The sequence below is a fragment of the Pseudomonas sp. CMR5c genome, assembly GCF_003850545.1.
Taxonomy (GTDB): Bacteria; Pseudomonadota; Gammaproteobacteria; order Pseudomonadales; family Pseudomonadaceae; genus Aquipseudomonas; species Aquipseudomonas piscis.
The window spans coordinates 2,601,676-2,628,039 of the sequence record NZ_CP027705.1; the positions used below are offsets into that span (position 1 = coordinate 2,601,676).

Sequence of the window (26,364 nt, forward strand, 5' to 3'; positions counted from 1 at the left end):
CTGGCTGGCGGTCGTGGCCATCAGATGTGGTTGATGTCGACCTTGCGGGTTTCCCTAAGGCACAGCAGGCCCACCAGCAGGCTGGCCCCGGTGATCGCCACCGGGTACCACAGGCCGTAGAAGATATCGCCGGTGTACACCACCAGGGCGAAGGACACCGTGGGCAGGAAACCGCCGAACCAGCCGTTGCCGATGTGGTAGGGCAGGGACATCGAGGTGTAGCGGATGCGGGTCGGGAACAGTTCCACCATCAACGCCGCCAGCGGGCCGTAGCACATGGCGGCAATCAGGATCAGGGCGACGATCAGCGCCACTACCATGCCCTTGTTGACGTTCTGGCTATCGGCCTGTTGCGGATAGCCGGCCAGGGTCACCGCGCCACGCAGGGCCGCCTCGTCGAAACCGTCGATCTTCACGTCGCCGATGCTGACCTGCACCGGGCTGCCGGCCGGGGCGGCGATGCTGGAGTAGGGCAGGCCCTGTTTCACCAGGAAGGTCTTGACCTTGTCGCAGGGGCTGTCGAAGCGCGCCTTGCCCACCGGGTCGAACTGGAAGGTGCAGGTGGCCGGGTCGGCGGTGACGGTGATGGGCGCCTGGCGGCTGGCCTGGTCGATGGCCGGGTTGGCGTAGTGGGCCAGGCCCTTGAAGATCGGGAAGTACAGCACCGTGGCCAGCAGCAGGCCGAGCATCAGCACCGGCTTGCGGCCGACCTTGTCCGAGAGCCAGCCGAAGAAGATGAACATCGGCGCACCGATCACCACGCTGACGATCAGCAGGCTGTTGGCCAGGACCGGATCCATCTTGAGGAACTGGGTGAGGAAGAACAGCACGTAGAACTGCGCGGCGTAGAAGGTCACTGCCTGCCCGGCGTTGATGCTGAACAGGGCGATCAGCACCACCTTGAGGTTTTCCCAATTGCCGAAGGATTCGCGGATCGGCGCCTTGCTGGCCCGGCCTTCTTCCTTCATTTTCAGGAACGCTGGCGACTCGTGCAGGCTCATGCGGATCCAGGTGGAGATGCCCAGCAGCACGATCGACAGCAGGAACGGCAAGCGCCAGCCCCAGACGTCGAACTGATCGCCAGTGAAGTAGCGGCAGGCCAATATCACCAGCAGCGACAGCAGCAGGCCCAGGGTCGCGGTGGACTGGATCCAGCTGGTGTGCAGGCCGCGCTTGCCCTGGGGTGCGTGCTCGGCCACGTAGGTCGCGGCGCCGCCGTATTCGCCGCCCAGGGCCAGGCCCTGGAGCATGCGCAAGGCCACCAGGATGATCGGCGCGGCGATGCCGATGCTGGCGTAGTTGGGCAACAGGCCCACGGCGAAGGTGGCCAGGCCCATGAGGATGATGGTGACGAGGAAGGTGTACTTGCGCCCGATCATGTCCCCCAGGCGGCCGAACACCAGGGCGCCGAAGGGTCGGACCACGAAGCCGGCGGCGAAGGCCATCAGGGCGAAGATGAAGGCCGTGGTGTCGTTGACCCCGGCGAAGAACTGCTTGCTGATCACCGCCGCCAGGGCACCGTAGAGAAAGAAGTCGTACCACTCGAAGACGGTGCCGAGGGACGAGGCGAAGATGACTTTCTGGCTTTCCTTGCTGGTGGGCGCCACGGCCGTGGAGTCCATCGCTTGAGCATGTTCCGACATATCGATATCCCTTACAGTGATTGTTTTTGTTGTTCCACTGTCGGCGCCGGCGTGGCGTCGCTATCTTGTTTTTCGCAGTCCTGGCTCCTACGGTCCGGCGTTGGATTTTTCTGTAGGAGCGAAGCTTGCCCGCGCTAGCGTCGGCGTGGGCGGCTCGATCTCTCTGGCGTGCCGGCTGGCTCTGGCGCGGGCAGCCTCGCTCCTACAATCAGGCGTGGGCGGCGGTCTGTTTTTCCGGGGCAGGGCTCCTTGTGGTCGTGGCAAGAATCAGTTCGGCGGCTTTCTCGGCGATCATCAGGGTCGGCGAGCAGGTATTGCCGGAGGTGATGCGCGGCATGATCGAGGCGTCGGCGATGCGCAGCCCGGGGATGCCATGCACGCGCAACTGGGCGTCGACCACGGCCTGGGCGTCGTGGCCCATGCGGCAGGTGCCCACCGGATGGAAGATGGTGGTGCCGATCTTCGCCGCGGCTTCATGCAATTGCTCCTGGCTTTGCAATTGCGCGCCGGGCAGGTACTCGCTGGGACTGAACGCTTGCAGGGCCGGGGCGGCGACGATGCGCCGGGTCAGGCGGATGGCGTCGGCGGCCACTTGCAGGTCCTGCGGATGGCTCAGGTAGTTGGGCTGGATCAGCGGCGCCTGGCCTGCGTCCACGGAACGGATCTCGACCCGGCCACGGCTTTGCGGGCGCAGATCGCAGACAGAGGCGGTGAACGCCGGGAAGTTGTGCAAGGGTTCGCCGAAGCGTTCCAGGGACAGCGGCTGCACGTGGTACTCGAGATTGGCGGTGGCCTGCTCGGGGCTGGAGCGGGCGAAGGCGCCGAGTTGGCTGGGAGCCATGGACAGCGGGCCGCTGCGGTCGTACAGGTAGCGCAGGCCCATGCCCATCTTGCCCCACAGGCTGCCGGCGATCTGGTTCAGGGTGCGGGCGTTGTCCAGCTTGTAGATCAGCCGCAGTTGCAGGTGATCCTGGAGGTTGCCGCCGACCCCGGGCAGGGCATGGGCGACGCCGATGCCCAGGCGTTGCAGCAACGCCACCGGGCCGATGCCGGAACGCTGGAGGATGCTCGGCGAGCCGATGGAGCCGGCGCAGAGAATGATCTCCCGGCGGGCCTTGAAGTCCTGCTGGCGTCCCTGGGCCATGGCGCGCACCGCCGTGGCGCGGCCGTCTTGGAGGAGCAGCCGTTGCACCTCGACGCCGGTCAGGACGGTGAGGTTGGGGCGCTGGGCGATGGGCTTGAGAAAGGCCTTGGCGGCGTTCCAGCGCACCCCGGCCTTCTGGTTGACCTGGAAGTAGCCGCAGCCTTCGTTGTCGCCGCCGTTGAAGTCGTCGATCCGGGGGATGCCGCTCTGTTCGGCAGCGCTGCGAAAAGCATCGAGGATCGGCCACGACAGGCGCTGGCGCTCCACCCGCCACTCACCGGCGGCGCCGTGCAGCGGGCTGGCCCCGGCGAAGTGGTTCTCGCTCTTCTTGAACAGCGGCAGGACCTCGTTCCAGCTCCAGCCCGGGTTGCCCTCGGCGGCCCAGCCATCGTAGTCGGCGGCCTGGCCACGCATGTAGATCATGCCGTTGATCGATGAACAGCCGCCCAGCACCTTACCCCGTGGATAGCTCAGGGCGCGGCCTTGCAGGCCTGGTTCGGCCTCGGTCTTGAAGCACCAGTCGGTGCGTGGGTTGCCGATGCAGAACAGGTAGCCGACGGGAATGTGGATCCAGGGGTAGTTGTCGCGCCCGCCGGCTTCCAGCAGCAGCACCCGGTGCTGGGGGTTGGCGGACAAGCGATTGGCCAGCAGGCAGCCGGCAGGACCGGCACCGACCACGATGTAGTCGAAAGCGTCAAAGGCAGGAAGCATTCGTGACCTCGTTGGCAGATTCTTATTAGCAGGCCGTTGAAAAACTACCTGCGTTGCCATCGCTGCGTTGAAAACAGGCTCAAAATGCTCATTTACCACGTGTAAATTGCGCTTTTTCGCCTGTTTTCGCCTTGCGCTGGCTGCCTCGCCTACATTTTTCAAGGGCCTGTTAGCAGCTGTCCGTCATCCGCGGCAGCCTTGTGCCTCATCCTAGTTGTTAGCTTTCGTCAAAAGAATGTTAGTTTTTGCCCACCCGCTGTGCGTTTTCTAACAGTGTTCGCCCCAAGGCACCGGCAAGGAATCCCCATGTTCGACTGGAACGACCTGCGCTTTTTTCTCGAACTGCAACGCAGCGGGCGCCTGCTCACCGCGGCGCGACGGCTGAACACCACCCATGCCACGGTGGCGCGGCATATCGAGGCGGTGGAGAAAGCCCTGGGCACCGCGCTGTTCGTCCAGCACGCCCAGGGCTATGAACTGACCCCGGCCGGCGAGGCGTTGCTCAAGCACGCCGAGGCCATGGAGAACGTGGCGCTGCTGGCCCAGGAGGAAATCACCCAATCCAGCGCGCTGCTGGGCAAGATCCGCGTCGGCGTCACCGAGGGCCTGGGGGTCAAGTTCCTGGCCAGCCGCATGGGCGGTTTGTTCGAGCGTTACCCGGGGCTGGAGGTGGAACTGGTGGCGGTGCCACGGTTCGTCAGCATCCTCAACCGCGAGGCGGAAATCAGCATCCATCTGGAACGACCCAATGCCGACATGCTGGTGACTCGCAAGCTCACCGACTACCGCCTGGCGCTGTACGCCAGCCAGGCCTACCTGGACCGCGCGCCGCCGCTGCGCAATCGCGAGGACCTGGGGCGCCATGCCTGGATCGGCTACGTCAACGACCTGCTGTTCAGCCAGGAGCTGATGTTCCTCAACAGCTTTTGTCGCAACCCCCAGGTGCTGTTCCACAGCACCAGCGTCATTGCCCAGCAAGAGGCAGCCCGCTCGGGCCTGGGGATCGCGGTGCTGCCGTGCTACATGGCCGCCACGGATCGGCAACTGGTGCCGTTGTTGCCCACCGAGAGCATCCAGCGCGCCTACTGGATCAGCACCCGCCGCGAGCTGCACAAGTCGGTGCGCCTGCGGGTGGTCTGGGACTACCTCATGGAGCTGTGCGCCACGCACCAGCCGGTACTGCTGGGGGCTTGAGTAGGCGGTTACTTGCTGAAGAGCTTGAGGCACCACTCAACCGCGCTCACGACTTTTTCCTGGGTGTTACCTACCAGGTCTATCCATTCCAGCTGGTTCTTGAGCCCGCCGAGCAATCGGATATTGATGGAGCTGGTGGACACCTCGCGCAATGGTCGCAGCTTGTTCAGGGAAATAAACAACTGTTCCCGGCTTTCCACGATCATTTGTGCTTGATCGGCAAGGGACAAGGCTGTTTCCCTGCGTTGGCGATCGTCTCTGATCTTGTTCCTGATCTTACCGATCTGTGCCATCAGCTTCTCGGCCCGCAGTGTTTGAGGGTCTTCCTGGAAGTCAGGGTTGGCGTTGAAGGACAGTTCGTTGAAGATCTGCAACAGCCGCTTCGTTCCTGGGCATTGGTCGGCGATGAAACTCGCCACCATGTGGCGATCACTGTCGGTGCCTTGATAGCGCGACAGGAGTTTTTCCAGGACCTGGGTCAAGGTCGAAATGGATTCGTCGATTTCCTCGAGGGCTTTTTGCATGGGCGGCAGAGCCGATCTGAGGTCACCTATCTCGAGTTGCTGATAGGCGCTACGAAAATCCGGAGTGCGGTTTGCGATTTCATGCAACTGGGTCATCAACGCCAGCAGGCTTGTCGTGCTCCAATCGCTTCCCAGCGGCAGGACCACGGACTTGTCGAGTCCTTTGACCAGGACACACAGACAGGGTTGCTCGCTCGGGGAAACGGCAAAGAGTTCGGCGAATGCAGGAACGAACTGTGCAGTGGCTTTCGACGAATTCCTCGCCATCCTCTTGCGCAGGACCTCCCAGCCTGGCCCCAGGTCCTGAAAAGCCTGCTCGTCTCGCAGGGCGCGTATGGGCTGGTTGCCAGGCTGCAGTGAAGGAAGGGCGCGGCCCGGGAACGCGACAACATTTCCTCCAGGTTGCTCGAGAATACCCAAGGTATTGTCAGTCGTCGGATCCAGCAGGATGAAGGCAACTTTGCGTCCCATGGCGGAATCTACTTCATCCAGGTTGGCAATCAGCGACGCAAGCTTTTGCTGATCGACGTCGCTCGGGGCAAGCATTACACAGAGTAATCGTTGTTCTGTTTGCCGGGTGTGGAACCAGTCGACGAGTGCTTGTGGCGAAGCAGAGCTGATGAGCATTTCAATATCCTTATGAGTGTCCTGTAGGGACCATGCGCTACCGATGGGTTACCAGTCGTCCATGATGGGTGATTCGGTTCAATGCGACAGTTGTTGCTTGAACTCTCGCTTGGAGGCTGCTCATTCTGCATATAAACCGCTGATCGACCTAGTGACTCTCGCCAGCTTTTCAGCTTGTGATTCACAAAAGCGGCCCACAGTGGGCCGAGCTGCTGAGCAGGTCGCCGGCCTGGATATCGACGAAGCGCGAGCCATAGGACCGCGGCTTGAGTGCCCCGCGTTCCTGGCCCATGCCCAGGCCGCCAGTGGTGCGGGTCTCGCCGTCCTGCAACAGCGGGTCCAGGCGTGCCTGGGCAGCCACCAGGCGCAGGGTCACGGCCTGGCGCCGTGGCAGCTCACCGGCGAGCAAGGGACTGGAGCGGTGCCACAGGTACTTGCTGAACAGCAGGGCATCGCCGGGCTCGAAGGCTTCTTCGATGCGCTGTCGCTCGAAGCGCTCGGTCAAAGGTCCCGGGCTGGCGTAGGTCTGGCGCAAGAGCTCGGACAGTTCGGTGATCGACTCGCCCTGGGCCAGTTGCTGGGCCAGCATTCGCGAAAACTGGAAGTTGCCCAGGGCCGAGCACAGCGACAACGGCACCCAGGCCATCCCGCCACCCTGTGCCTCTGGGCGTACCGGTTGCAGGGGCAGCCACAGGCTGAAGGCCGGGTCTTGGGGGCGGATGTAGCGAAAGTTCAGCGAATCGTAGTGCCAGGCGAAACCCGAGCGCCCCTGGTCCAGCTCGAAGCCCTGGGCCTCGCACAGGATCAGCCGGCTGTCGGTGAGGTAAGTCAGTACCTGGGCCAATGCCGGCTGGCCTTGGAGTTGCCGGAGAATACCGTCCTGCTCCAGGCGGTGGGTCAGGCGGTTGAACCCCTCGCCAGCGCTGGCCTGGGCCGGGCGCAGTTGCTGCTCCACCAGCTGGCGCAACGGTTCGATGGCGGCGCTGGTCAGCAATCCCGGCAGCTTGAGGTAGCCCTGTTCGTGGAGCAGTCGCCGCTGATGCGGGTCCAGGGGCAGGGGATTGACCAGGCAAGGGGCGGGCGGCTGCGACAGGTTCACGGGCGTATTCCATTACCGGGGACAAGTGCCTGAGTATGGACAGTGGCGTTGCTGACCGAGCGCTGGATTCGACCTCGACCGGTGTTTAAGCGACACCTGCCACCGGTTGCTGTCGGCGCGCGGCCAGGCCAGGCCAGGGCGAGTCTGTCGCCATTGGCACATCGAGCGCTGTCAGGAGTTGGGGCCGGCAGCTTGCAGGTCTTGCTGGCGGATGTAGGAGTCCTGGCTCCGGATGAACCGGTCGAAGGCTTTGGAGTTGTAGACCTGCAAGCAAGCGTGCAGCACGACTTTTCCAGGACGGTGCTTGCTGTTGGCCGCGACCTGGTCATAAGCCTTGAAGACGTAGTCGGTGGTGGCGTCATAGGGGTCATGCAGGGTCGTGAGTGTGTCTTCGTCCTGCAGGACCTGATGCAGGCCTGCGCCCATGACGCCATACATGCCGATGGCGTGCCCAACGTCCTCGCCCATGGCCGAGCGCTCGGGAAACTGCCTGGCCATGCAGTAGGCCAGGCCATAGTTCTTCAGGGACTGGCGTGCAGCCGCCAGGTCCTGCGCGCCAGCCGGGTCCACGCCTGCCATCAGGCACAGCGCCAGCGAAAGCCTTTTCATCCTTGATCTCCTGAGTCATGGCCGGCAGCGGCCGTTGCGGCGCCGATGGTCGAAGCCGCCATCGCGCTTGTCAATGCCCCGGCCCTGTCCATGCAATTGACGACGCAGATCATCCTCAGCCCGTTAATCCTCGACCGCCCGGGGCTGGACTCGGCCAGGCCCAGCGGGCTGTTTCGCACGGGCCCGTCGGCGGATGCCCAGCAGCAAGCCCATGGCCAGCAGGCCGGAGGCACCCGCCAGCAGCATGGCCAGGTGGAAACCGCTGGTCATGGCCGTGCGGTACAGCTCGCCGAACAGCGGGTTGTTTAGGGGCAACTGGTGTTCGGTCACCGCTTGGCGGGCCAGTTCGCTGGCGTTGGTCATGCCGCTGGCCCGAGCCGATTCGCCCAGCACCTGGATGGCCCGGGCGCCCATCAGGCTGCCGAGCAGGGCGATGCCGATGCTCATGCCGGTCTGGCGCAGGGCATTCATGCTGGCCGAGGCGATCCCGGCGCGTTCCGGCGGAGCGCAGGCCATCACCGTCAGGCCGGTACCCGGCAATGCCAGGCCCATGCCCAGGCCCAGCAGCCCCAGCAACGAGCCCACCAGCCAGTAGGGAGTGTGGGCGTCGAACAGGGTCATGGCGGTCATGGCCAGGCCAACCAGGCCGTAGCCGGCCACCATCAGCCAGGACAGGGGCACATGCTGGTTGATGCGGCCGAAGCCGATGGCTACCAGGCCGGTGACGGTGAATTGCGGCAGCATGCGCAGGCCGGTCTCGGCAGCGGACCAGCCCTGGATCTGCTGCAGGAAGATCGAGAAGAAGAACAAGCTGCTGTAGCTGGAAAAACCGAGGATGAACGAGGCCAGGTTGGCCACGGCGAACGGGCGCTGGCGGAACAGGTCCAGGGGTAGCAGCGGCCGTTGCACCCGCCGCTCCACCAGGGTGAAGGCCAGCAGCCCCGCGGCGGCCACCAGCAGGGTCAGCAGGGGGCCTTGGCTGGCGAAGCCTTCTTCGCCGGCGAGGATCAGGCCATAGGTCAGGGCCGCCAGCCACAACACGCTCAGGGCCTGGCCCAGTGGGTCGAGGGCAGCGTGCTGCGGGTGCTTGCGCTCGCTGATTCCCCAGCACCCGAGGGCCAGGGCGAGGAGGCCGATGGGCAGGTTGATCAGGAAGATGCTCTGCCAGCCGACGGACTCCAGCAGCAGGCCGCCCACCAGGGGGCCGAGGATCAGCGCCAGGGCACTGAACGCCGACCAGCCGCCGATGACATGGGCCCGCTGGCGCAGGTCGGGGAAGGCGTGGCTGAGGATCGGCATCGCCCCGGGAATCAGCAGTGCCCCGGCCAGCCCCTGGACCGCACGCCCGGCCAGCAGCAACCCGAGCTCCTGGGCCAGGGCGCAGAGCGCTGAACCCAGGGTGAACAACAGCACTCCGGCCAGCCAGCAGCGCTTGTGGCCGAAGCGGTCGCCCAGGGGGCCGGCCGAGAGCATGAAGGCCGAGAGGCAGATGGCATAGGCGTTGACCACCCATTGCAGGCCGGCCAGGTCGGTGGCCAGGGCCTGTTGCAGGGTCGGCAGGGCGACGTTGACGATGCTGATGTCCAGCGAGGCGAGGAAGGTTCCGAGGTAGGCGGCGGCCACCAGGGCCGGGCGACGATAGCGTTCCATCAAACATCTCCCATGGAGGGCTGGAGAGGGGCGAGGCACTCAGGTTAGTATTTCGACTGACCGTCGGTCAATGGAAAATGATAAATATTCTCAACTCTCTTTTACCCGGCAATTGCCCTAGACTGGCGGCCCTCGCCACCGCCCGGAATCGTTCATGATCGTGAAACGCCACAAGGCCCAGGAACCTGCCAGCGACCTGCCGCAGCCGCGGACCAAACCCGCCGAAGTGCGCCTGGAAGAATTGATGGGCGCCGCCCGCAGCCTGTTCCTGGAGCAGGGAGTGGAGGCCACCACCATCAGCCAGATCGTCGAGCGCGCCGGGGTGGCCAAGGGCACCTTCTATCACTACTTCCAATCCAAGAACGACATGCTGGCGGCCCTGGGCGAACGCTATACCCGGGATTTCCTCGAGTGCCTGGAACAGGCGGTGGCGGCCTGCGCCGAAGATGACTGGGTGGCGAAGGTCAGCAGTTGGGTCCGCGCCAGCGTCCAGGCCTACCTGGCCACCTACCGCCTGCACGACATCGTCTACCCCAACCATCACCACCATGGGCGGGGCAACCCGGAGCGCAATGCGATCCTGCAGCAGTTGCAGGGCATCCTCGAAGGAGGGCGGCAGGCCGGTCGCTGGCCCCTGGAACAGCCGACGGTGATCGCCTCGCTGATCTATGCCGGGGTGCACGGCGCCACCGATGACGTGATCGCCGCCCGCCAGGAAGATGGCCAGGCCCTGGCCGACGCCATCGTCCAGGCCTGCCTGCGGATGCTCGGCGTGACCCAGCCCTGAAGTTCTCCTCGGTACAAGGAAAGACCCCGATGAAACACAGCAAACGCCTGCTCGGCGCGGTACTGGCCGTATTCCTGGCGTACAAGGGTTATGGCTGGTTCTACTACGGCACGCCCTACCAGGATCGCTACTACAGTGACGACCGGGCCTTCTACTACCAGAAGTACCGGCTGTTCAGCTGGCGCGCCTGGATTCCGACCATGACCATGCCCGGCGATGGCGACAGCTCGCGCTACTCCACCGGTGGCTACCTGCGGGTGTTCAAGGCCGATGGCAGCCTGCTGGGCGAGTCTTATGACCCGTGCATTGCGGTGGTGGAGGTGTCCTGGGGCAGCGAGCACGTGGTGGGCTTTGGCTGCGACGACCACCTGATAGCGTTGCCGGCCCCGACCGCCAAGGACTGAAGCCCGGCGCGCTGCGGCCGAGTTGCACGTGGCCGCAGCGCAGGTTTCAGAAGCCGTTGGCCCGGGCGAAGTCCAGCCGTGGGTCGCTGATGCGCGTAAGGTTCACCGCGGCGCCCGACCAGCCACCTTCCATCTCTTCGCTCAAGTGATAGCGGCTCAGGTCGTACTGGATCGCGGTGCTGCCCAACTGCGGATGACCGACCCGGCTAGTGAGGGTCTGCAGCAGGCTGGAGATCAGGAACTGCAGGGGCGACTCGCAGGTTTTCAGGCCGATCCCGTAGTCGAAGCCCTGGTCGTCACGCTCGCGGAAATAGCCGAGGAACTTGCGTTTGTCCAGGTTGAGTCCAAGCACCCGGTTGAAGGCCTGGCGGCAGGCTTCCAGCTCTTCGCCGGCAACCCGGGGCAGGCCCAGGATGTTGTTGAGGTTCTTCAGGGCCACGCAGCCCTGGGTGGCGATCACCTCCGGCATCAGGATCGCGTCCTGCTCGCCCTGGGCCAGGGGCTCGCGGTGCCAGGTGTTGAGGCTCTGGCGCAGCTTGTCCAGGCTGCCGGCGGTATAGCCGTTGTAGCCATAGATGTAGGTTGGCGGCAGCAACTGGTCGCGGACCGAGAAGGATTGCGCCGGGGGCAGTTCGGCGAACGGTTTGCGGTACATGAACTGGCTGTAGTGGTCCATGGATTCCCGGGTGATCGACACCTTGAGGTTGCGTACCGATTTGCCGTTCTCCAGGGCCTGGAACAACTGCGTTTCGTTGAGCTGCGACTTGACCTCCACCGTGGCCACCACGCCTTCGATCAGGTACACGTCGGCCGAGCCGAAGGTGCGCAGGATGGGAAAGTCGTTGCGGTAGATGATCAGGTCGATCTGCTTGGAGATCCCGCCCTCGGCATCGACGATCTGCCCCGAGCCGATGCTGATATTGCGCGGCAGGAAGCGTTGCAGCACATCCCTGATGAAACTCTCCCGGGCGTCGCCCAGGATGGTCTTGTGGTCGGCGATGCTGCTGCTCACTGCAAAGCTGCTTTCCAGCACCTTGGCGATGGACTTGGCCCACCTGTTGATGATTGCCACGAGGTCTTCCTTGTGTGGATTGAGAGGGGCTCAGGGCAGCAGGTCGAAGTGCGCGCTGGCCAGCCGTTCGCCGTTGACCAACAGGTGCACCAGGTGGCGCCCGGGGTAGTGCCGGCGGGTGGTGAATTCACGGATCTGCTGTTGGCGGCCCAGTGCCTGGCGCGCCTGGCCGGGCAGGGTGAAGGTCTTGAGCTTGAACACCTTGGTACTGGTGGCGCCCGAGGCCTTGATGTAGTCGATGGCGTAGTCCACCACCAGGCGCTGGGGCTGCGAGCTGCTGGAGACCAGCTCCAGCGCCAGCTCCAGGCGCTCGCCCAGGCGCAAGGCCGCAGGCGTGACGGTGAAGTGCTTTACCTGGACCTCGGCCCGGGCCCCGGCGCCGATCAATGCCAGGGCCTGGCGCTCGCCCTGTTTGATCAGGCTGCGCAGGCCATGGCGGACGATCCAGGCCGTGTGCGGTTGCTCCAGCGGCCAGTCTTGCAGGCGTTGCAGCACCCACTGCGGGTGGTCCTTGGTGATGTCGTTGAGGTGGTTGGCCACCGACTTGCGCACATACAGGCTGGGGTCGTTGCGCAGTCGCTCGAGGATCGGCGCCGCCAGCCCAGGTTCGGCCTGCAGGCGTTCCAGGCGGAATGACCAGGGCAGGCGCGGGCGGCTGCCTTCGCTGGCCAGGCGGCGCACATGTTCGTCCGGATCGCGCGACCAGTCGTACATATGCTCCAGGGTCGCCGCCTGCTGGTTGACCAGGAACGGGCGCACGGCGAACTCCGAGGAGCCAAAACCGGTGAAGAACTTCAGTGCCGTCATGGAACGGGCGAAGTCATGGGTGCCATGGCTGGCCACGAAGTGCGGCAGGAACATGCAGACGAAGCGGCTGTCGAGCCGTGGCGCCAGGGCATACAGCAGTTCCAGACTGTGCTCGTAGGGCCCGGGCAGCACCTGGTGCAGGCTGTCGCTGACCCGCGCCAGGCGCTGCATCACCGAGAGCTCGGCCAGGCCTTGGCTGGCGCGCTTGAGAAAGCCAGGGTGGTCGAACGCCGGATACACCTCGCGCATGGCGTCGGCGATATGCACCAGGCGTTGCTGGTTGAAGATTTCCTTGAGGGCAGGGGCAGCGTTGCTCATCGAGGTTTCCTGTCAGGGGAGGGATGCCGCCCAATCTAGACCGGGCGGCTGACAGAATCTGTCAGGAGAGTGCTTCAGCGCATCGGCGGCAGCAGGTTCTCTTCCAGGCGTTCGTCCTCTTCGTCGGCCTCGAACAGGCGGGCCAGTTCGGCACGGGCTTCCTGGGCGGTCTGCATGACCTTGGCCTCGTCGTCGTACACCTCATGCTGGGCGGCCAGCAATTGCTGGTCGTGCTGGGTGAAGCGCTGGATCCGCGAGTCGGCCTGGACCTGGCTGAGTCCGAGGCCGATCAGGGTCCGGCGGCTCATCTCCAGGCTCGAGTAGTAGGTTTCCCGCACGGCCTGGGCGCCCAGGTCCACCAGGCGGTGCACGTGCTGGCGGTTACGTGCGCGGGCGATGACCTTCAGGTGCGGATAGAGCTTGCGCACCTGCTCGGCGGTCTTGATGTTGGTGTCCGGGTCGTCGGTGGCGATGACGAAGAACTCCGCCTGGCCGACCTTGGCAGCGCTGAGGATTTCCGGCCGCAACGGGTCGCCATAGAACACCGGGATGCCGCCGCCGAAGCTGCGGATCAGCTCGATGGTTTCCACCGAGGTGTCCAGGGCCACGAACGGCACCTTCTGCGCCCGCAGGATACGCGCCACGATCTGGCCCATACGACCCATGCCGGCGATCACCACCCGCGGTTGGTCGGAGTCGATCCGGCGGTATTCGGCGGGCATCTCCACTGGTTTCGGCTTGGGCTTGAGCAGGCGCGAACAGGCCAGCAACAACAGTGGGGTCAGGGCCATGGACAGGGTGATGGTCAGCACCAGCAGGTCGTGCAGGCGCGCGTCGAACAGGCCCTGGTCGCGGCCGATCTTGAACACCACGAAGGCGAATTCACCGCCCGCCGCCAGCACCACCCCGAGGCGGATCGCATGCTCGCGGTCCAGGCCACCGGCCAGGCGCCCGACCACGAACAGCAGCGGCAGCTTCAGGCCGATCAGCAGCAGGGTCAGGCCCAGCACGGCCAAGGGCGCGCTGAGCAGCAGGCTGAGGTTGGCACCCATGCCGACGCTGATGAAGAACAGGCCCAGCAGCAGGCCCTTGAAGGGTTCGATCTGGGCTTCCAGCTCATGCCGGTATTCCGAGTCGGCCAGCAGCAGGCCGGCGAGGAAGGCGCCCAGGGCCATGGACACGCCCACCAGGTCCATCAGCCAGGCGGTACCGATCACCACCAGCAATGCGGTGGCGGTGGAGACCTCCGGCAAGCGGGTCTTGGCCACGATGCGAAACACCGGGCGCAGCAGGTAGCGGCCACCGACCACCACCACGGCGATGCTGCCCAGTACCTGCAAGCCATGGCGCAGGTCCTCGGCGCTGCTGGTGTGGTGATCGACACCGGCCAGCACCGGCACCATGGCGATCAGCGGGATCGCGGCGATGTCCTGGAACAGCAGGATGGCGAACGCCAGGCGCCCGTGGGGGCTGGTCAGTTCCTTGCGTTCGGCCAGGCTCTGCAGGCCGAAGGCGGTGGACGACAGGGCCAGGCCCAGGCCCAGCACCACCGCGCTGTTGAGCGTCTGGCCGAAGAGGAACAGCGCCACGCTGCCGATCACTACCCCGGTCAGCAGCACCTGGGCCAGGCCGACCCCGAAAACCGCCTTGCGCATCACCCACAGGCGTCGCGGCGACAGCTCCAGGCCGATGATGAACAGCAACAGCACCACCCCCAGCTCGGAGATGTGGCTGACGCTCTGGGGATTGCCGATCAGGCCCAGCACCGACGGGCCGATCAGCACCCCGGCCAGCAGGTAGCCGAGCACGGCCCCCAGTTGCAGGCGCTTGGCCAGGGGCACGGTGACGACCGCGGCGCAGAGAAACACGACGGCGGCTTGTAGCAGGTTGCCTTCATGGGGCATCGGGGGAACTCCTGGTAGAACGGGCACGCAAAACTTGGCGCAGCGATGATAACGGCCTGGCGGTGACGATTTCAGCCGCAGGCGAGCAACGGTGGGTAAGGGGTATCGGTTGAGACTCGGCTCAGGCGCCATGAGGCACGTAGTAACGATGACGAGTCGGGCTTATCGACTGTCTCCCGGATAGCGCCCATCCCACTGCGGATCCAGGCGCCGTATGCGCTCGGCCAGGGGTGGGTGGGTGGCGAACAGCCGGTCCAGGCGCGACTGCACGCCCTGGTGGAAATACATGTGGCTGTATTGCGCGGCGTTGAAGGCCTTCAGGCGCGAGCCGGCAGTGCAGCCGCCGATTTTCTTCAGCGCCCCGCTCAGGCCCTGGGGATTGCGGGTGAACTGCACGGCCGAGGCGTCGGCGAGGAATTCGCGCTGGCGGCCGATGGCGGCCTTGATCAGGTTGCCCAGCAAGGTGCCGAGCGAGCCCAGGATCAGCAGGGCCAGGCCGAGCACGGCGAAGACGATCTGCCAGATGAAGCGGTGGCGGTCGCTGGCCAGGTGCTCGCGTTCGGCCTGGCGCAGCACCAGCACGCCCGCCAGGCTGAACAGCAGCAGCCCGTGGATCACCGCCAGCAGCCGGGTGTTGAGGCGCATGTCGCCATTATGGATGTGGCTGAATTCGTGGGCGACCATGCCTTGCAGCTCATCGCGCTCCAGCCGGGCGAGGGCGCCCCGGGTCACCCCCAGCACCGCTTGCTGCGGGTCGAGACCGGCGGCGAAGGCGTTGATCGCCTCTTCGGGCAGTACATACACCGCAGGCATCGTGGTGCCCGAAGCCAGGGCCATTTCCTCGACGATGTTCAGCAGCCGCTGTTCATCGCTGTTGCGCGCCGCGCCGTTGATCAGGCGTCCGCCCAGGTGCTCGGCGATAACCTTGCCGCCGGCGCGCAGCCGCCAGGTCTTGTACCAACTGCCCAGCAGCACCACCAGGACGATAAGGGCGGCCACCACTGCGACCAGGGGCCAGTTCAGTACCTTGGGCTGGCCGGATTCCTGGTTCAGCTCGCGCCACAGCCAGCCGAGGCCGAGGCTGCTGAGGGCGGTCAGGCTGGCCACCGCCAGGGCCATCAACGACAGCAGCTTGAGGGTGCGACGCCGGGCCTGGGCCTGGTGTTGAAAGAATTTCATGCAAACATCCGCAGGGCAGGGGCCGCTTTACTGGAAGGAGACCCGGGTGGCGTCTTGAATCAGCGCGCTGTCGCTGAATTGCAACAGGGTGGCGTCGCTGCGATGACCCAGCAAGCGGGCGAAGAACAGCGCCGGCACCTGCTGCTTGCACAGGTTGTAGTCGGTCACCGCATCGTTGAAGGCCTGGCGGGCGAACGCCACTTTGTTCTCGGTGCTGGTGAGCTCCTCGCTCAACTGCGCCATGTTCTGCGAGCCCTGGAGTTGCGGATAGGCCTCGAGGTTCAGGTGCAGGTGGCCCAGGGCCTGGTCCAGGGCGCCCTGGTCCTGGCCGAGGCGCAGGATCTTCTCGCGGTCGCCGGGCTCGGCGGCCGCTGCCTGCAGGCTGTCCCGTGCGGTGTTGCGGGCCTGGGCCAGGGCGGTGAGGGTGGTGTGTTCGTGCTGCAGGTAGCCCTTGACGGTTTCCAGCAGGTTGGGAATCAGGTCGTAGCGGCGCTTGAGCTGCACTTCGATCTGGGCAAAGGCGTTGCGCAGGCGGGTGCGGCGGATCGTCAGGCGGTTGTAGAGGCTGAACAGGTACAGCGCCAGCAGGGCGAGCAGCGCCAGGGTGACGATATCGGCGGTGGCCATGGATGTCCTTATCGAGGTGGGGCGTGGGGGCGGCCATGGTAACGGAATACTCCCGGCCGATGGTTGCCAGGTCCGGGCAATTCTGCGAAAAAGCGCTCCCATTTCGCACAACCAGGGACTGGCGATGGACAAGATCATGCTCCGGCTGACGGTGGTCGACGACTACCCGCCGGTTGCCAGCGAAGGCGTCTGGGCCCAGCTCCAGCCTTGCGGGCATTACCGGATCGACAACATTCCCTTCTATTCCCGCGAGCTGTGCTGGGGTGACCAAGTGCAGGTACGGGTGGCGGATGACGGCCTGAAATGGTTCGAGCGGGTGATCCGCGCAAGCACCAACAGCACCCTGCGCCTGGTGTTCCACGAGCCGGGCCACGACGAGGCGCAACAGGTCCTGCAGCACCTGGTGGCGCTGGGTTGCAGTTGGGAAGGGCTGCATCGCTGGTTCTACGCACTCAACGTGCCGGCCGAGGTATCCCTGGACCAGGTGCTGGATTATTTGCACGAACTCGGCGAGCAGGGCTGGCTGGACTATGAACATGGGTTGCTGCGCCAGTGACGGCCAGACCGACTGCACAAGGAAAACAATGGATGAACCTGGAATTTCACGCCAACACCTATAGCGCCTATACCGAAGACGAGGTGCATATCCTCGGCCTGGCCGACGACCCGGCGCAGCCCACGCATTACCTGCTGTTGCAGCGTGCCGAGGACTTCGACGAGCAGGACGAGGCACTGGGCATGGCTACCTACCATGTGGAGCTCGGGGGCCAGGGTGTATCCGGCTACGGCGGTATCGAGCAGGTGCTGCTGGCGCCGGGCCAACTGACCCTGCACTTCTCCCAGGCGGTGGCCTGGTGTCGTTCCCTGCCGAGCCTGGAAATACGCTGGGAAACCGGGTTGCTGGTGCCGGATGAACTCGACGCGGCGCTGGCTGGCATCTTCAACGAGACCGGCACCGTTATCCGGCGACAAGCCCAGTGATTGCCAAGCCCGGGCAATTCTGCGAAAAAGCCGCCCGCAGCCCCGCACCGGGGCGATGGTTGAAGGATGAGCACGCATGAGCGATGAGTTGCAGGTGATCGATATCCAGCTGGGCGACGGCAAGGCCGTGGTCAAGGGCGCCCTGATCACCACCCAGTACCGCGGATTCCTGGAGGATGGCAGCAGCTTCGATTCTTCCTATGATCGCGGCAAGCCGTTCCAGTGCGTGATCGGCACCGGGCGGGTGATCAAGGGCTGGGACCAGGGCCTGATGGGCATGCAGGTGGGCGGCAAGCGCAAGCTGCTGGTGCCGGCGCACCTGGGGTATGGCGAGCGTGCCGTGGGCTCGATCCCGGCCAACGCCAACCTGGTGTTCGAGATCGAACTGCTGGAAGTGCTGACCCGCGACGACTGAGCCAGGGAGCGTGAACATGCAGGCGAACAAGGCATGCCCCGTGGTGTTGCGCCAGGGCGCAGGCCTGGAAATCCTGGCTTTTCGGCACCCATTGGCTGGCCTGCAACTGGTCAAGGGCAGTATCGAGGTAGGTGAGGCGGCGGCCGCGGCGGCGGTCCGCGAGCTGGCGGAGGAGGCTGGGGTCCAGGGCATCGCGGTGCGCCCGCTGGGCATCTGGCAGTCCGGATTCCCCGGCCAGGTCTGGGCCTTCCATGAATGCCGGGTGGTCCAGGCGCTGGCCGAATCCTGGAGCCACCGTTGTGGCGATGACGGCGGCCATGAGTTCAGCTTCTTCTGGCATCCCCTGGCCGAGGCGCCATCGGAACAATGGCATCCGCTGTTCCAGCAAGCCCTGGCCTATCTGGGTGAACGCCTGCTGCGGCGCTGAGCTGCGGCTTCACTGGCCCAGGCGGTACTGGTTGTTGCCGCTGCGCTTGGCCTCGTACATCGCCAGGTCCGCCACGTGCAGCAGTTGGTCCATGCGTGCCCCGTGGTCGGGAAACACCGCGACCCCCAGGCTGCTGCCCACGCTGTGCCGGCGGTCGTCGACCTCCACCGGCGGCGTCAGTTGGCTGAAGATCTTCTCGCCAATGCGCCCGGCTTCCTCGGCCAGATCCAGCGCCGGCGACAAGCCTTCGAGAATCACCACGAATTCGTCGCCGCCGATCCGGGCCACGGTATCGCTGCTGCGTAGCACGCCCTGCAGGCGCTGGGCGGTGACGCTCAGTACGCGGTCGCCGATGGCATGGCCGTACTGGTCGTTGATCGCCTTGAAGCCATTGAGGTCGACGAACACCAGGGCCACCCGGGTCTGGTCCAGGCGCGCCTGTTCCAGGGCTCGCGACAGGCGCTGTTCGAGCATCAGGCGGTTGGGCAGGCCGGTCAGTGGATCGAAGTGCGCCAGGCGCTGCAACTGGCGAGTGGAAACCTTCTCGTCGGTGATATCGCGTACCACCCCCATCATCTTCACCGTGGCGTTGTGCCCGTTACGCACCACGTTGCCGGTCTCGCGCAGCCAGTGGATGCTGCCGTCGGGCCAGATCACCCGGTATTCCTCATCGTGGTTGTCGCCGGTGCGCAGGCAATGGAGCTCGCCGGCGCGCACCCGCTCGCGGTCCTCTGGGTGCACGCAAGAGCAGAACAGTTCGTAGGAGGGCACCACCTCGCCGACCTTGAAACCGAACATGCCGTAGATGGCTTCCGACCAGTACAGGTGCTGGGTATCGACCTCCCAGTCCCAGGTGCCGATCCGTGCGAAGTACTGGCTGCGCTCGAAGCGTTCGACGGTGTCGGGCCGGCCTTGGCTGAGTTCCCGGTAGGCCCGCAACTGGGCCTGGGCCAACCGCTCGCGACGCAACAGCCAGAGCACCAGCAGGGCCAGCAGCGAGGTCAGGCAGAGCAGTGACCAGACGGCAATCATCGGATGCTGGGCAACATGGAAGAGAGGGTCCTGGAGAAGGGATGGCACTTGGCTATGTTAATCCACGCAGTGTGACGAACAGCAGCTTTTTCTGCCGGGCCATGCCGCTGGTCGGCGGTCTCCCGGGAGCGCAAAGGTTTGCGGCGATAGCGACTTGCGCAACGGCCGATCCGGGCGCAGCATGCTCGCCATATAGGTATAGGGGGTATAGGTATGTCGCACACTCATGAGCGCAAGGAGCAGCTGCTCAAGCGCGTCCGGCGCATTCTCGGGCAGGTCCAGGCCATCGAACGGGCCCTTCAGGACGGTGCCGAATGCGCCACGACCCTGCATCTGGTGGCCGCCAGCCGGGGCGCAATGAACGGTTTGCTGGACGAGATCATCGAGGCCCATGCCCTGGAACATGTGGCTCACCCCGAGCTCAGCGATGCCGAGCGGGCCAAGGGTGTGGATGAACTGCTGCAAGCCATTCGCCGTTATTCCAAGTAGGAGCCCATGATGAACCTGTCGCAACAGGCCGCGAGCCTGGCCCATGAGCACCAGTTCCTCGGTGCCGATCACGATGCCAATGCTCGGCGCACCTTGTGGGTGGTGGTGCTGACGGTGGTGATGATGATGGGGGAAATCCTCGCCGGTTATCTCACCGGTTCCATGGCGCTGCTGGCCGACGGGCTGCATATGGCGACCCATGCCGGGGCCCTGGGGATCGCGGCGGCGGCCTATGGCTTTGCCCGGCGCAATGCCGGCAACCGCCGTTTCAGCTTCGGCACCGGCAAGGTCGGTGACCTGGCGGGTTTCGCTTCGGCGATCATCCTTGGCCTGGTAGCCCTGGGCATCGCCGGTGAGTCGCTGGTGCGCTTGTTCCAGCCGGCCAGCGTGGCTTTTGCCGAAGCCACGCTGATTGCAGTGGTGGGGTTGGCGGTGAACATCTTCAGCGCCTGGTTGCTGGGGGCCGGGCATGGACATCACGGCCACGCCCACGGGCATCATCACGAACATCACGAACATCACGAACATCACGAACATCACGAACATCACGAACATCACGAACATCACGAACATCACGAACATCACGAACATCAACGGCAGCACGCTGGCCATGGTGACAACAACCTGCACTCGGCCTATGTCCACGTCCTGGCCGATGCCCTGACCTCGGTACTGGCCATCGTCGCCTTGCTGGCCGGGCGCTACCTGGGGTGGGTCTGGCTCGATCCAGCGATGGGCATCGTCGGCGCCCTGGTGATCGCGCGCTGGTCCTACACCTTGATCAGGTCCAGCGCCGCGGTGCTGCTCGATGCCAGCGACGAGCAGGTGGCCGAGCAGATCCGCTGTTCGGTGGAAGCGCCGGGAGACGCCAATATCGTCGACCTGCATGTGTGGCAGGTGGGCCCCGGGGCACGGGCGGCGATCGTCAGTGTGGTGGCCCGCGCGTCCCTCAATGCCGAGGCCCTGCGTGGGCGGCTGGCGCCGGTGCCCGGGCTGGCGCACCTGACCCTGGAGCTGCGCAGCGTCTGACGTCTCAGGCCGCCGGGCGCAGCAACTCCAGCACCGAATAGACCAGCCCCACCAGTGCCACGCCCAGCAGTACCAGGCTCGACAAGCCGGTGACCAGGCGCTTGTACTTCAGTGAGAAGCCTTGGCGTGCGACGAGGATGTAGGCCCCCAGCACCGCGAAGTCGATCAGCGCCCAGACCAGGGTCAGCAGCAGGGCGCTGTGCTGCAGGGAGCGCCCGACCTGGATGAACTGGGGAAAGAACGAGACGAAGAAGATGATGTCCTTGGGGTTGCCGATCCCCACCAGGAAGCCGGTCGCCAGGCCCTGGCCACGGCGCCGTGGGCTAGCGGCCTCAGGTTCGCTGCCGGGCGCAGCGGCAGCTTCCCGCAGACCCTGGAGCGCCAGCCAGCCGATGAAACAGCAGCCCAGCAGGCTGACCCAGCTGATCAGGCGCGGGTCCAGGGACAGGCCGGTGGTCAGCATCAGCACCGCCACCAGGGCCAGCAGCAGCGAGGCCGCGTTGGTGCCCACGGCGGTCAGCAGCGCCTGGCGCGGGCCGGCGTTCATGCTGGTATTGATGATCAGCGCCACCACCGGTCCCGGGGTCGCCACCAGCATCAGCACGCTCAGCATGTAGACCAGCAACAACGACAGATTCAGCTCCACGGACCAGGCTCCCGGCAATTGACAGGCGCGCAGCTTGGGGGCTTTTGCCGGCGTTGAAAAACGCAAAAAGCTGTGACCTACTATGATTTTTTATCATGATGAGTGCCCGCCGATGGTCGAGTCCCTGCCGCCGCTCTATGCCTTGCGTGCGTTCGAAGTGGCCGCTCGTTCCAGCTCCTTCACCCGTGCGGCAGAGGAACTGTCCCTGACCCAGAGCGCCATCAGCCGGCATATCCGTACCCTGGAGAGCCAGTTCGGCTGCCGCCTGTTCGAGCGTCATGGGCCGCGGCTGGTGCTGACCGACGTCGGCCAGCGCCTGGCCCGGGAGCTCAAGAGCGGCTTTCGGATCATCGAGGACGCCTGCCTGCCCCTGCGCGCCAACAGCGGCCAGCTGCGCCTGAAAGCGCCTTCGACCTTGACCATGCGCTGGCTGCTGCGGGTACTGGAGCAATTCAAGGGCGACTGCCCGGAACTGCCGGTGCAGTTGGCCAGCGTGTGGATGGATTTCGATCATGCGGACCTGCACGCCGAGCCCTACGACTGCGCGATCCTGCTGGGCAATGGCCACTTCGGGGCCGGCGTCGAGGCTTGCAAGCTGTTCGACGAGTGGCTGATCCCCATCGGTGCGCCGCAACCTGCGGATGCGCCGGCCTGGACCCTGGAGCGCCTGGCGCAGGCCGAGCTGATCCACCCCTCGGCGGATCGCCGCGACTGGCGCCGCTGGCTGCAGGCCCAGCCGGAGCAGGGCTTGGCACAGGCGCTGCGGTTGGACCGGGGTACGGTCTTCGACACCCTGGACCAGGCGATTTCCGCCGCCATGGCCGGGCACGGGCTGTCGGTGGGCGACCTGCACCTGGTGGCCGAGGACATTCGGCGTGGGCGGGTGGGGCTGCCGTTCCCGCGGGCAGTGGCCTCGGGAGACGGTTACTACCTGGTGTGGTTGTGCGGCAGCCTCCAGCAGGAGCGGATCGCGCGCTTGCGCCAGTACCTGCTGGAGCGGGTGGTGCCGATCGACGACCTGGCCCTGGATTATCTGGTGCCCGGCACACCGCGAGCCTAGGCCGCCACTACGCGCCTAGCCGAGGATGATGTAGTCATTGTGCTGCGTTATGCCCCGGTGCGGGCCTGGCACCAGGTGCACGTAGCGTCCTTGCAACAGGTCGATCGGCAGGCAGTCGTCGACATCCAGCAGGGCATCGGTATGGGCCTTGTGCCAATGGGCGAGCATCTGCTGCTTGGCCTTGGCCTTGGCCTTGGCCTTGGCTTGCTGCTTGTCCGAGGCAACCACCAGCAGGTAGCGATGGGCTTCGCCGAAGGTGGCGCTCTCGTAGCCGCCCAGGTTGATGAAGAACAGCCGGGGCGCACCGGCCGCGGGGGCCAGGGGGCTGAGCTCGAGCTTGTAGCCTTCGACGCCATCGACCTGCATCCATGAGTCGATGTGCAGGCCGGCTGGGCTGCCGAACCAGCCCTCGCGTAGTTGCGGGTAGGTCGCTTCCAGGGAGTCGGCCACCACGAACTGGACGTCGTGGACCTCGATCTTCGCCTGGGGGTGCTTGCCCCCCAGCATCACTACAAACAGCATGGGCGTTCCTTGTTGCGGGATCGGTCGGGGTGCCGGGCACCGCGTGGGCCGCAGGTTTTACCGCAAGCCCGGGGCGCTGCCAAGGGGGCCTGGTTCAGCGGGTCGGCAATGCATCGTTGAACCACGGGATCCGACCATTGAGTGACGGCAGGTAGTGCCAGCGTAGCCGCAGCTCGGCCAGGGCCGGCGTGCCCAGCAGGGCCAGGAGCAGGCTGGCGACTATGTTCAGCGCCAGGCCCCGGCCCGGGCACTGGTGGCGGCCGGCGCCGAAACTCAAGTCCTGGTCCGGGGGCAGGGCCGGGTCGTGGTTGGCCGCAGCCAGCAGCACCAGCAGCGTGTCGCCGGGTTGTAGCGCTACTCCGGCCAGGGTGCAGGGCTCGGCCACGAAACGCCGGGTGTTGTGCACCGGTGGGTCGAGCTTCTGTTGTTGGCGCAACCAGGTGCCGAGCTGCGCCGGGTCGTGGCGCAGGCGCTGGGCCAGCGCCGGTTGGTCGAGCAAGGCCAGCAGGGCATTGCCGAACAGCCCGGCACAGGCGTCATGGGCCTGGACCAGCAAACCCACCAGGTTGGCCCGCAGGTCTGCCGGGTCCAGGCTCCCTTGCTGTTGCCGGATCGCTTGCAGCAGCGGTCCGGGAGCATCGGTGTGCAACAGGGCCTGCATCTGCTGGTCCAGGTAATGCGCTGCCTGATGGGCGGCCTGGCGCTGGGACGCATCGCCCAGGGGCGACAGCCCGGCCACCAGCTCGCCCGTGCGCCGGGCGATCTCGGGTTGTTGGGCTGTCGCCACGCCGAGCGAGCCGGCAACCATCGCCACTGGCAGTTGGAATTGCCAGCGGCGCACTCCGGCGGCGTCGCTCGGCGTATCCAGCGGTGGCCGCCGGTGTTCCAGGGCAAGCATCAGGTCGATGCCGGCCATGGCCCGCAGGCCCGGCTCGATGGTGGCGCGGGGGCAGCTGTGGCGGGGGCCGTCGTTCATTCGCATCAGGCGCGCGAACAGCGCTGCGGCGGGACCGTTCGCCAGCGCCGCCGGCACTGGTTCGTAAAGGGGCCGCACCCGGCAGGCCGGATGTTCGAGGGCCGCCGTCACGGCCTCGGCGCTGCTGGCGATCCAGAGCCCGAGCCCGGCGTCGTAGGCCAGGCCGGACCCGGCCCGTAGCGCGGCATAGCAATGCCGGTAGGGATCGGGATGGGTGATAGTGCTGATCAAGTCCATGATTTATCTCTGTGTGAGCCAAGCGTGTCGGTTGCTACTATCCTCAGCCTTCCGAAGGCATGATTCGTCAGGGAGCGAAATATGAATGCTGAGCAGAACGACCGCGGCGTGTCCCAGGTGGCGGCCGCCATCGCCGAACCGGCCCGCACTCGCATGCTGTGTGCCTTGATGGACGGCCATGCGCGCACCAGCACCGAGCTGGCGGCCATCGCCGAGGTCAGTACCTCCACGGCCAGCGTGCATTTGGCCAAGCTCAAGGACGCGGGCCTGCTGCGGGTCCAGGTCCAGGGCCGGCACCGCTACTACGGCCTTGGCGATCCGCTGGTAGCCCGGGCCCTGGAAGCGCTGATGGTGATCGGCCAGGGCTGCGAGCAGCGCTTCAGTCCGCGCACCCCGGATCGTCTGCAGTTCGCCCGGACCTGCTACGACCACCTGGCGGGCACCCTGGGTGTGCAGTTGCACGACCGCTTGTTCGAGGCCGGTTGGCTGCTGGAGGATGGGGATGGCTACCGGGTCAGCGACAGTGGAAGTGAATTCTTCCGTGGGCTGGATATCGATGTCGCTGCGTTGGCCGGCTTGCGTCGGCGTTTCGCTTGCGGTTGCCTGGACTGGAGCGTGCGTCGTCCGCACCTGGGCGGCGCTTTGGGCGCGGCCTTGCTGCAAGCCCTGGTGCAGCGCAAATGGCTGGTCCGCGACCTGGACAGCCGCGCCCTCGCCCTGACCGGTACCGGTGGGCGAGCCATCAGCAAGCGTTTCGGCCTGGCCCTGATCCAGCCGGCCCGGCCGCTCTCGGCCTCGGCCAGCCTGGAGCTGCAAGGCCTCGGTGGCTGAACGGCACATGACGACCTGTACCCGTAATCAGGAGAAGCGCCCCATGCTCATCGTGTTCGGCGGTTTGCCTGGCACTGGCAAGACCACCATCGCCCGCACCCTCGCTCCACGCCTGGGGGCCACCTACCTGCGGATCGACAGCATCGAACAGGGCCTGCGTGATGCCGGCCTGGCACAGGTCGGCAGTGCGGGCTATCAGATCGCCTTGCAACTGGCCGAGGCCAACCTGGCCCTGGGCAACCGGGTGCTGGCCGACTGCGTCAACCCGGTGGCCGAGAGCCGCGCGGCCTGGCAAGCCCTGGCGCGAAAGCTTGAGGTCGACTTGCTGGAAATCGAAGTGGTGTGCTCCGACCGTGACCAGCACCGACGCCGGGTCGAGGACCGGTGCTCGGATGTCCCGGGTCTTTCGCCCCCGAGCTGGCAATCGGTACTGGCCCACGACTACCAGGCCTGGGACCGACCGCGACTGGTGCTGGACACTGCGCGGCTGGCGCCGGAGCAAGCGGTGCAGCGGATTCTCGCGCAGTTGCCTGGCGCGCTCCTGCCGCCGGTTCGCTGAAGCACAGGTGACGGGGTTCAGCCCCGGCCCATGCACTGCCGGCGGTATTCGTCCGGGGTGGTGCCCATCATCCGCCGGAACATGCTGATGAAGGCCGAGGCGCTGCTGTAGCCCAGGTCCAGGCCGATGGTCTCCACGGTCTGGCCGCGTTCCAGCAAGGCCAGGGCCTGGACCACCTTCAGCCGCTGGCGCCATTCGAGCAGCGACATGCCCAGCTCCTTCTGGCTGCGGCGCACCAGGGTGCGCTCGCTGGTATTGGCGGCATGGGCCAGTTCGCCCAGGGAGCGCGGGTCCCCGGGGTTGGCCTTGAGCATGTGCAGCACCGGGCCCAGCAGCGGATCATCGGAGGAGGGCAAGTAACTGCCGGCGCAGGACGCCTGGCCGAGTTTGTCCACCAGCACTTGCAGCAGGCGCTGTTGCTCCGGGCTTTGCGGCAGGCCGGGCGGGTCTTGGCGCAGGTCGTCCAGCAGCGCCAGCACCAGCGGGCTGAGGCTCAGGGCACAATGCCGCGCAGGCAGGGCGCCGCACAGCTCCGGGCTCAGGTACAGCGAGCAGTGGCAGGCCTCCTGGTGGTTGAAACCCACATGCTCGACATTCGGTGGCAACCAGATGCCGTACTGCGGCGGCGCCAGGTAATGGTGGTCGTCCAGTTCGATTTCCATCACCCCGCTGTAGGCATAGACGAACTCGCCCCAGGCATGGCTATGCCGGGGGTAGGTGGCGTGGGCCGGCAGGTTGGCCGTGCGAAAGAACACCGGCGCCGGCAGGTCCTGGCTGAACGGTGGCAGGTGCAGGTGTTGCGCGGCTTTGGGCATGGCGGCACCGGTGGGTGGACAAGCAAAAGGGGGTAGGTGCGAATCC

At 65.7% G+C, this 26,364-nt stretch carries 28 protein-coding genes; 12 read left to right on the top strand and 16 right to left on the bottom strand.

What is annotated here, in order from left to right; translation table 11 throughout:
* Window positions 1-20: 20 nt before the first annotated feature.
* Window positions 21-1,643, bottom strand: coding sequence for an MFS transporter (locus C4K40_RS12245; RefSeq protein ID WP_053136156.1), 1,623 nt, complete (start codon window positions 1,641-1,643; stop codon window positions 21-23).
* Window positions 1,644-1,851: 208 nt separating this feature from the next.
* Window positions 1,852-3,498, bottom strand: coding sequence for a GMC family oxidoreductase (locus tag C4K40_RS12250; protein WP_053136153.1), 1,647 nt, complete (start codon window positions 3,496-3,498; stop codon window positions 1,852-1,854).
* A 306-nt stretch (window positions 3,499-3,804) separates the two neighbouring features.
* On the opposite strand from C4K40_RS12250, the gene C4K40_RS12255 reads away from it, so the two are divergent.
* A complete protein-coding gene (locus tag C4K40_RS12255) occupies window positions 3,805-4,692 on the top strand; it encodes a LysR family transcriptional regulator (RefSeq protein ID WP_022643835.1) in 888 nt (295 codons plus the stop codon).
* An 8-nt stretch (window positions 4,693-4,700) separates the two neighbouring features.
* Here the strand turns inward: C4K40_RS12255 and C4K40_RS12260 are convergent, their stop codons facing one another.
* The 4 genes from C4K40_RS12260 to C4K40_RS12275 all read right to left on the bottom strand — a co-directional run bounded on the left by C4K40_RS12260 (window position 4,701) and on the right by C4K40_RS12275 (window position 9,201).
* A complete protein-coding gene (locus tag C4K40_RS12260; protein WP_053136150.1) occupies window positions 4,701-5,843 on the bottom strand; it encodes a hypothetical protein in 1,143 nt (380 codons plus the stop codon).
* Window positions 5,844-6,024: 181 nt separating this feature from the next.
* A complete protein-coding gene (locus C4K40_RS12265) occupies window positions 6,025-6,942 on the bottom strand; it encodes a phytanoyl-CoA dioxygenase family protein (RefSeq protein ID WP_124421298.1) in 918 nt (305 codons plus the stop codon).
* A gap of 171 nt (window positions 6,943-7,113) precedes the next feature.
* Window positions 7,114-7,551, bottom strand: a complete 438-nt coding sequence (locus C4K40_RS12270; protein WP_053136147.1) for a hypothetical protein — start codon at window positions 7,549-7,551, stop codon at window positions 7,114-7,116.
* Between the two features lie 123 nt (window positions 7,552-7,674).
* Window positions 7,675-9,201, bottom strand: a complete 1,527-nt coding sequence (locus C4K40_RS12275; RefSeq protein ID WP_053136144.1) for an MFS transporter — start codon at window positions 9,199-9,201, stop codon at window positions 7,675-7,677.
* A gap of 154 nt (window positions 9,202-9,355) precedes the next feature.
* Here C4K40_RS12275 and C4K40_RS12280 point away from each other — a divergent pair, with 154 nt between their 5' ends.
* Both C4K40_RS12280 and C4K40_RS12285 read left to right on the top strand, forming a co-directional pair.
* Window positions 9,356-9,988 (top strand): TetR/AcrR family transcriptional regulator, encoded by a 633-nt coding sequence (locus C4K40_RS12280; protein ID WP_053136141.1) that lies wholly within the window; start codon window positions 9,356-9,358, stop codon window positions 9,986-9,988.
* A 29-nt stretch (window positions 9,989-10,017) separates the two neighbouring features.
* Window positions 10,018-10,392 (top strand): hypothetical protein, encoded by a 375-nt coding sequence (locus C4K40_RS12285; RefSeq protein ID WP_053136139.1) that lies wholly within the window; start codon window positions 10,018-10,020, stop codon window positions 10,390-10,392.
* A gap of 46 nt (window positions 10,393-10,438) precedes the next feature.
* On the opposite strand, the gene C4K40_RS12290 is transcribed toward C4K40_RS12285, so the two are convergent.
* The 5 genes from C4K40_RS12290 to C4K40_RS12310 all read right to left on the bottom strand — a co-directional run bounded on the left by C4K40_RS12290 (window position 10,439) and on the right by C4K40_RS12310 (window position 16,299).
* On the bottom strand, window positions 10,439-11,464 hold the full coding sequence (locus C4K40_RS12290; RefSeq protein WP_053136136.1) for a DUF6602 domain-containing protein: 1,026 nt from the start codon (window positions 11,462-11,464) through the stop codon (window positions 10,439-10,441).
* Between the two features lie 30 nt (window positions 11,465-11,494).
* Window positions 11,495-12,589, bottom strand: a complete 1,095-nt coding sequence (locus tag C4K40_RS12295) for a DNA alkylation repair protein (protein WP_053136133.1) — start codon at window positions 12,587-12,589, stop codon at window positions 11,495-11,497.
* 74 nt (window positions 12,590-12,663) lie between these two features.
* Window positions 12,664-14,493 carry a monovalent cation:proton antiporter-2 (CPA2) family protein gene (locus C4K40_RS12300; protein ID WP_053136130.1) on the bottom strand — a complete coding sequence of 610 codons (1,830 nt, stop codon included), beginning with the start codon at window positions 14,491-14,493 and terminating at the stop codon, window positions 12,664-12,666.
* A 162-nt stretch (window positions 14,494-14,655) separates the two neighbouring features.
* Window positions 14,656-15,672, bottom strand: a complete 1,017-nt coding sequence (locus C4K40_RS12305) for a M48 family metallopeptidase (protein WP_022643853.1) — start codon at window positions 15,670-15,672, stop codon at window positions 14,656-14,658.
* A 27-nt stretch (window positions 15,673-15,699) separates the two neighbouring features.
* Complete coding sequence (locus tag C4K40_RS12310; protein WP_053136129.1) at window positions 15,700-16,299, bottom strand: LemA family protein; 600 nt, start codon at window positions 16,297-16,299, stop codon at window positions 15,700-15,702.
* Window positions 16,300-16,423: 124 nt separating this feature from the next.
* Between C4K40_RS12310 and C4K40_RS12315 the strand changes: the two genes are divergently transcribed.
* From C4K40_RS12315 to C4K40_RS12330, 4 genes are all read left to right on the top strand, one after another.
* Complete coding sequence (locus C4K40_RS12315; RefSeq protein WP_053136126.1) at window positions 16,424-16,855, top strand: DUF4265 domain-containing protein; 432 nt, start codon at window positions 16,424-16,426, stop codon at window positions 16,853-16,855.
* Between the two features lie 32 nt (window positions 16,856-16,887).
* Window positions 16,888-17,280, top strand: a complete 393-nt coding sequence (locus C4K40_RS31800) for an Imm10 family immunity protein (protein WP_053136125.1) — start codon at window positions 16,888-16,890, stop codon at window positions 17,278-17,280.
* Between the two features lie 76 nt (window positions 17,281-17,356).
* Window positions 17,357-17,695 (top strand): FKBP-type peptidyl-prolyl cis-trans isomerase, encoded by a 339-nt coding sequence (locus C4K40_RS12325; protein WP_022643858.1) that lies wholly within the window; start codon window positions 17,357-17,359, stop codon window positions 17,693-17,695.
* Window positions 17,696-17,711: 16 nt separating this feature from the next.
* On the top strand, window positions 17,712-18,122 hold the full coding sequence (locus tag C4K40_RS12330; RefSeq protein WP_022643859.1) for an NUDIX domain-containing protein: 411 nt from the start codon (window positions 17,712-17,714) through the stop codon (window positions 18,120-18,122).
* Between the two features lie 9 nt (window positions 18,123-18,131).
* On the opposite strand, the gene C4K40_RS12335 is transcribed toward C4K40_RS12330, so the two are convergent.
* Window positions 18,132-19,154 carry a sensor domain-containing diguanylate cyclase gene (locus C4K40_RS12335; protein ID WP_053136122.1) on the bottom strand — a complete coding sequence of 341 codons (1,023 nt, stop codon included), beginning with the start codon at window positions 19,152-19,154 and terminating at the stop codon, window positions 18,132-18,134.
* 213 nt (window positions 19,155-19,367) lie between these two features.
* On the opposite strand from C4K40_RS12335, the gene C4K40_RS12340 reads away from it, so the two are divergent.
* Window positions 19,368-19,643, top strand: coding sequence for a metal/formaldehyde-sensitive transcriptional repressor (locus C4K40_RS12340; protein WP_053136119.1), 276 nt, complete (start codon window positions 19,368-19,370; stop codon window positions 19,641-19,643).
* Between the two features lie 9 nt (window positions 19,644-19,652).
* Complete coding sequence (gene dmeF, locus C4K40_RS12345) at window positions 19,653-20,672, top strand: CDF family Co(II)/Ni(II) efflux transporter DmeF (RefSeq protein WP_124421299.1); 1,020 nt, start codon at window positions 19,653-19,655, stop codon at window positions 20,670-20,672.
* 4 nt (window positions 20,673-20,676) lie between these two features.
* On the opposite strand, the gene C4K40_RS12350 is transcribed toward dmeF, so the two are convergent.
* Window positions 20,677-21,312 (bottom strand): LysE family translocator, encoded by a 636-nt coding sequence (locus C4K40_RS12350; protein ID WP_031321526.1) that lies wholly within the window; start codon window positions 21,310-21,312, stop codon window positions 20,677-20,679.
* Window positions 21,313-21,430: 118 nt separating this feature from the next.
* On the opposite strand from C4K40_RS12350, the gene C4K40_RS12355 reads away from it, so the two are divergent.
* Window positions 21,431-22,378, top strand: a complete 948-nt coding sequence (locus C4K40_RS12355; protein WP_053136113.1) for a LysR substrate-binding domain-containing protein — start codon at window positions 21,431-21,433, stop codon at window positions 22,376-22,378.
* A gap of 15 nt (window positions 22,379-22,393) precedes the next feature.
* Here the strand turns inward: C4K40_RS12355 and C4K40_RS12360 are convergent, their stop codons facing one another.
* Both C4K40_RS12360 and C4K40_RS12365 read right to left on the bottom strand, forming a co-directional pair.
* A complete protein-coding gene (locus C4K40_RS12360; protein ID WP_053136110.1) occupies window positions 22,394-22,900 on the bottom strand; it encodes a DUF1543 domain-containing protein in 507 nt (168 codons plus the stop codon).
* A 94-nt stretch (window positions 22,901-22,994) separates the two neighbouring features.
* The gene (locus C4K40_RS12365; protein ID WP_053136107.1) at window positions 22,995-24,113 is read right to left on the bottom strand and encodes a cytochrome P450; all 1,119 of its coding nucleotides are present in this window, start codon (window positions 24,111-24,113) and stop codon (window positions 22,995-22,997) included.
* Between the two features lie 81 nt (window positions 24,114-24,194).
* On the opposite strand from C4K40_RS12365, the gene C4K40_RS12370 reads away from it, so the two are divergent.
* Window positions 24,195-24,944, top strand: coding sequence for a helix-turn-helix transcriptional regulator (locus tag C4K40_RS12370; protein WP_053136105.1), 750 nt, complete (start codon window positions 24,195-24,197; stop codon window positions 24,942-24,944).
* Between the two features lie 43 nt (window positions 24,945-24,987).
* Complete coding sequence (locus tag C4K40_RS12375; RefSeq protein WP_053136101.1) at window positions 24,988-25,503, top strand: AAA family ATPase; 516 nt, start codon at window positions 24,988-24,990, stop codon at window positions 25,501-25,503.
* 17 nt (window positions 25,504-25,520) lie between these two features.
* Here the strand turns inward: C4K40_RS12375 and C4K40_RS12380 are convergent, their stop codons facing one another.
* Window positions 25,521-26,318 carry a helix-turn-helix domain-containing protein gene (locus C4K40_RS12380; protein WP_022643870.1) on the bottom strand — a complete coding sequence of 266 codons (798 nt, stop codon included), beginning with the start codon at window positions 26,316-26,318 and terminating at the stop codon, window positions 25,521-25,523.
* Between the last annotated feature and the right edge of the window lie 46 nt (window positions 26,319-26,364).

Coding starts and splice junctions, on each gene's coding strand:
- C4K40_RS12245 (WP_053136156.1), bottom strand. CDS start 1,643: ATGTCGGAACATGCTCAAGCGATGGACTCCACGGCCGTGGCGCCCACC.
- C4K40_RS12250 (WP_053136153.1), bottom strand. CDS start 3,498: ATGCTTCCTGCCTTTGACGCTTTCGACTACATCGTGGTCGGTGCCGGT.
- C4K40_RS12255 (WP_022643835.1), top strand. CDS start 3,805: ATGTTCGACTGGAACGACCTGCGCTTTTTTCTCGAACTGCAACGCAGC.
- C4K40_RS12260 (WP_053136150.1), bottom strand. CDS start 5,843: ATGCTCATCAGCTCTGCTTCGCCACAAGCACTCGTCGACTGGTTCCAC.
- C4K40_RS12270 (WP_053136147.1), bottom strand. CDS start 7,551: ATGAAAAGGCTTTCGCTGGCGCTGTGCCTGATGGCAGGCGTGGACCCG.
- C4K40_RS12275 (WP_053136144.1), bottom strand. CDS start 9,201: ATGGAACGCTATCGTCGCCCGGCCCTGGTGGCCGCCGCCTACCTCGGA.
- C4K40_RS12280 (WP_053136141.1), top strand. CDS start 9,356: ATGATCGTGAAACGCCACAAGGCCCAGGAACCTGCCAGCGACCTGCCG.
- C4K40_RS12285 (WP_053136139.1), top strand. CDS start 10,018: ATGAAACACAGCAAACGCCTGCTCGGCGCGGTACTGGCCGTATTCCTG.
- C4K40_RS12295 (WP_053136133.1), bottom strand. CDS start 12,589: ATGAGCAACGCTGCCCCTGCCCTCAAGGAAATCTTCAACCAGCAACGC.
- C4K40_RS12300 (WP_053136130.1), bottom strand. CDS start 14,493: ATGCCCCATGAAGGCAACCTGCTACAAGCCGCCGTCGTGTTTCTCTGC.
- C4K40_RS12305 (WP_022643853.1), bottom strand. CDS start 15,672: ATGAAATTCTTTCAACACCAGGCCCAGGCCCGGCGTCGCACCCTCAAG.
- C4K40_RS12310 (WP_053136129.1), bottom strand. CDS start 16,299: ATGGCCACCGCCGATATCGTCACCCTGGCGCTGCTCGCCCTGCTGGCG.
- C4K40_RS12315 (WP_053136126.1), top strand. CDS start 16,424: ATGGACAAGATCATGCTCCGGCTGACGGTGGTCGACGACTACCCGCCG.
- C4K40_RS31800 (WP_053136125.1), top strand. CDS start 16,888: ATGAACCTGGAATTTCACGCCAACACCTATAGCGCCTATACCGAAGAC.
- C4K40_RS12325 (WP_022643858.1), top strand. CDS start 17,357: ATGAGCGATGAGTTGCAGGTGATCGATATCCAGCTGGGCGACGGCAAG.
- C4K40_RS12330 (WP_022643859.1), top strand. CDS start 17,712: ATGCAGGCGAACAAGGCATGCCCCGTGGTGTTGCGCCAGGGCGCAGGC.
- C4K40_RS12335 (WP_053136122.1), bottom strand. CDS start 19,154: ATGATTGCCGTCTGGTCACTGCTCTGCCTGACCTCGCTGCTGGCCCTG.
- C4K40_RS12340 (WP_053136119.1), top strand. CDS start 19,368: ATGTCGCACACTCATGAGCGCAAGGAGCAGCTGCTCAAGCGCGTCCGG.
- dmeF (WP_124421299.1), top strand. CDS start 19,653: ATGAACCTGTCGCAACAGGCCGCGAGCCTGGCCCATGAGCACCAGTTC.
- C4K40_RS12355 (WP_053136113.1), top strand. CDS start 21,431: ATGGTCGAGTCCCTGCCGCCGCTCTATGCCTTGCGTGCGTTCGAAGTG.
- C4K40_RS12360 (WP_053136110.1), bottom strand. CDS start 22,900: ATGCTGTTTGTAGTGATGCTGGGGGGCAAGCACCCCCAGGCGAAGATC.
- C4K40_RS12365 (WP_053136107.1), bottom strand. CDS start 24,113: ATGGACTTGATCAGCACTATCACCCATCCCGATCCCTACCGGCATTGC.
- C4K40_RS12370 (WP_053136105.1), top strand. CDS start 24,195: ATGAATGCTGAGCAGAACGACCGCGGCGTGTCCCAGGTGGCGGCCGCC.
- C4K40_RS12375 (WP_053136101.1), top strand. CDS start 24,988: ATGCTCATCGTGTTCGGCGGTTTGCCTGGCACTGGCAAGACCACCATC.
- C4K40_RS12380 (WP_022643870.1), bottom strand. CDS start 26,318: ATGCCCAAAGCCGCGCAACACCTGCACCTGCCACCGTTCAGCCAGGAC.